Genomic DNA, 2,785 nt, shown 5'->3' with positions numbered 1-2,785 from the left:
CGTCAGATGAGACCTTTTTCGGCGAGGTTCTTGACGATGGCGTCGGCGGCCTGTTCGACGGACTGGGTGGTGGTGTCGATGCGGATCTCGGGGTTTTCCGGCGGTTCGTAGGGGCTGTCGATGCCGGTGAAGTTCTTGATCTCGCCCTTGCGCGCCTTCTTGTAGAGGCCCTTGACGTCGCGCTGCTCGGCGACGGCGAGCGGGGTGTCGACGAAGACCTCGAGGAACTCGCCGGCCTCCACCAGTTCGCGCGCCATGCGCCGCTCGCTCCGGAACGGCGAGATGAAGGAGACCATGACGATCAGGCCGGCATCGACCATCAGCTTCGAGACTTCCGCGACGCGGCGGATGTTCTCGACCCGGTCGGTGTCGGTGAAGCCGAGATCCTTGTTCAGGCCGTGGCGGACATTGTCGCCGTCGAGCAGATAGGTGTGCCGGCCCATGGCATGCAGCTTCTTCTCGACGAGGTTGGCGATGGTCGACTTGCCCGCGCCCGAAAGCCCGGTGAACCACAGGATCGCCGGCTTCTGGCCCTTGCTGGCGGCGCGCTGGGCCTTGGCGACGTCGACCGCCTGCCAGTGCACGTTCTCCGACCGGCGCAGCGCGAAGTGGATCATGCCCGCGCCCACGGTGGCGTTGGAGATCCGGTCGATCAGGATGAAGCCGCCGGTGGTGGCGTTCTCCTCGTAGGGATCGAAGGCGATCTGCTGGTCGAGGGCGACGTTGACGATGCCGATCTCGTTCAGTTCCAGCTTCTTCGCCGCCAGATGCTCCAGCGTGTTCACATGGACCTTGTACTTGGGTTCCGTGATCGAGGCCGAGACCAGCTTGCTGCCGATCTTCATCAGATAGGGCCGGCCCGGCAGCATGGGCGCGTCGGCCATCCACACCAGGGTCGCCTCGAACTGGTCGGCGATCCCCGCCGGCGCGTCGTTGCGCGAGATCACGTCGCCGCGCGAGATGTCGATCTCGTCCGCCAGCGACAGGGTCACCGACTGGCCCGCCACCGCCAGCTTCAGGTCGCCGTCCTGGGTGACGATGCGCGCGACCGTGCTGGTCCGCCCCGAGGGCTGCACCCGGATCGCGTCGCCCGGGCGGATCTCGCCCGAGGCGATCTGGCCCGAGAAGCCCCGGAAGTCCAGGTTCGGGCGGTTCACCCATTGCACCGGCATGCGGAACGGCGAATGGCGCTTCGCGTCCGCCGTCTCCACCGTCTCCAGATATTCCATCAGCGAGGGGCCGTTGTACCACGGCGTCTCCGCCGCGCGTTCCACCATGTTCACGCCCTTCAGGGCGGACAGGGGAATGGCCGTGATGTCGGTCAGGCCGATGCGCGCGGCGAAATCGACATAATCGCCCAGGATATGGGCGAAGGTGCCCTGGTCGTAGTTCACCAGGTCCATCTTGTTGATCGCCAGCACCACCTTGCGGATGCCGATCAGCGAGACGAGATAGGAATGGCGCCGGGTCTGGGTCAGCACGCCCTTGCGGGCGTCGATCAGGATCACCGCGACGTCGGCGGTCGAGGCGCCGGTGATCATGTTGCGGGTGTACTGCTCGTGGCCCGGGGTGTCGGCGACGATGAACTTGCGCTTCTCGGTCGAGAAGAAGCGATAGGCGACGTCGATGGTGATGCCCTGCTCGCGCTCGGCGGCCAGGCCGTCGACCAGCAGCGCGAAGTCGATCTCGCCGCCCTGGGTGCCGACCTTCTTCGAATCGCTCTCCAGGGCCGTCATCTGGTCCTCGAAGATCATCTTCGAATCATAGAGCAGGCGCCCGATCAGGGTCGACTTGCCGTCGTCCACCGAACCGCAGGTGATGAAGCGCAGCAGCGACTTCCTCTCGTGCGCCGACAGATATTCCTCGATGTCGGTCGCGATCAGGTCCGAGACGTGGGCCATCAGAAATACCCTTCCTGCTTCTTCTTCTCCATGGAGGCGGACTGATCGTGGTCGATCACGCGGCCCTGGCGTTCCGACGTCCGGGTCAGCAGCATCTCCTGGATGATCGCCGGCAGCGTCCGCGCCTCCGATTCGATCGCCCCGGTCAGGGGGTAGCAGCCCAGCGTCCGGAAGCGCACGCGCTTCATCATCGGCACCTCGCCGGGGTTCAGCGGCATGCGGTCGTCGTCCACCATGATCAGGGTGCCGTCACGCTCCACCACCGGGCGCTCCGCCGCGAAATAGAGCGGCACGATCGGGATCCGCTCCAGGTGGATGTATTGCCAGATGTCCAGCTCGGTCCAGTTCGACAGCGGGAACACCCGGATCGACTCGCCCTTGTTCTTGCGCGTGTTGTAGAGGCTCCACAGCTCCGGGCGCTGGTTCTTCGGGTCCCAGCGGTGCTGCGCCGAACGGAACGAGAAGATCCGCTCCTTCGCCCGCGACTTCTCCTCGTCGCGCCGCGCCCCGCCGAAGGCCGCGTCGAAACCGTATTTGTCCAGCGCCTGCTTCAGGCCCTGCGTCTTCATCACGTCCGTGTGCAGCGCCGAGCCGTGGGTGAAGGGACCGATGCCCATCTCCACACCCTCCGGGTTGATGTGCACCAGAAGATCCATCCCGATCTCCGCCGCCATCCGGTCCCGGAACGAAATCATCTCCCGGAACTTCCACGTCGTGTCCACATGCAGCAGCGGAAACGGCGGCTTCGACGGGTAGAACGCCTTCTGCGCCAGATGCAGCATCACCGCGCTGTCCTTGCCCACCGAATAGAGCATCACCGGGCGCTCCGTCTCCGAAACAACCTCCCTCATGATGTGGATGCTCTCCGCTTCCAGACGCTGCAG

The 2,785-nt window shown here is 65.2% G+C and carries 2 protein-coding genes; both read right to left on the bottom strand.

Annotation, left to right across the window (positions count from 1 at the left end; all coding sequences use genetic code 11):
• Positions 1-2: 2 nt before the first annotated feature.
• Positions 3-1,901: a sulfate adenylyltransferase subunit CysN gene (cysN, locus tag L2U69_RS19060; protein ID WP_236108713.1), complete on the bottom strand. Its 1,899-nt coding sequence runs from the start codon at positions 1,899-1,901 to the stop codon at positions 3-5.
• Positions 1,901-2,785 (bottom strand): sulfate adenylyltransferase subunit CysD (cysD, locus tag L2U69_RS19055; protein ID WP_236108712.1); only part of this gene is annotated, 885 nt, incomplete at its 5' end. The genes cysD and cysN, both read right to left, overlap by 1 nt.

The organism is Zavarzinia marina, from assembly GCF_021568905.1.
Taxonomy (GTDB): domain Bacteria; phylum Pseudomonadota; class Alphaproteobacteria; order Zavarziniales; family Zavarziniaceae; genus Zavarzinia; species Zavarzinia marina.
Note: the sequence above shows the minus strand (reverse complement) of the source record. Positions and strands in the feature narration are given on the sequence as shown.